The organism is Fructilactobacillus sp. X2R1C1 (genome assembly GCF_059901435.1).
Genome location: NZ_JBWXUV010000069.1, coordinates 1 through 293, shown reverse-complemented (window position 1 = coordinate 293; position 293 = coordinate 1). Strand labels below are relative to the sequence as shown.

The window sequence follows — 293 nt, the reverse complement described above, 5'->3', positions numbered from 1 at the left end:
CGGTAACCACCGTCATCGTCTTTTGGGAATTATTGTAAAGAACGGTCCACTGGGTTGGACTATCGTCTTGATACGGCATGTGAGGTCCATCGTGCACGTCATCTAACAGTTGCATCCCTTGCTTCTCGGTCTCAATTCCGTGATTCTGATCCAGTTTACCGTTAGCCACGTTGTACCGATCAAAACCAATTCCCTTATGATACTTACTTCCCGGAGTTTGATAGAAGTTAGTCAAGACCTGGTGATTTCCGGTCTGTGGAATTACCGACATCTTGTTATTTTCGTACTCAACC

At 45.4% G+C, this 293-nt stretch carries 1 pseudogene; it reads right to left on the bottom strand.

Annotated elements, in window-relative coordinates:
* Positions 1-293, bottom strand: a pseudogene (locus AC6UDG_RS07545) (linear amide C-N hydrolase); the annotation flags it as partial.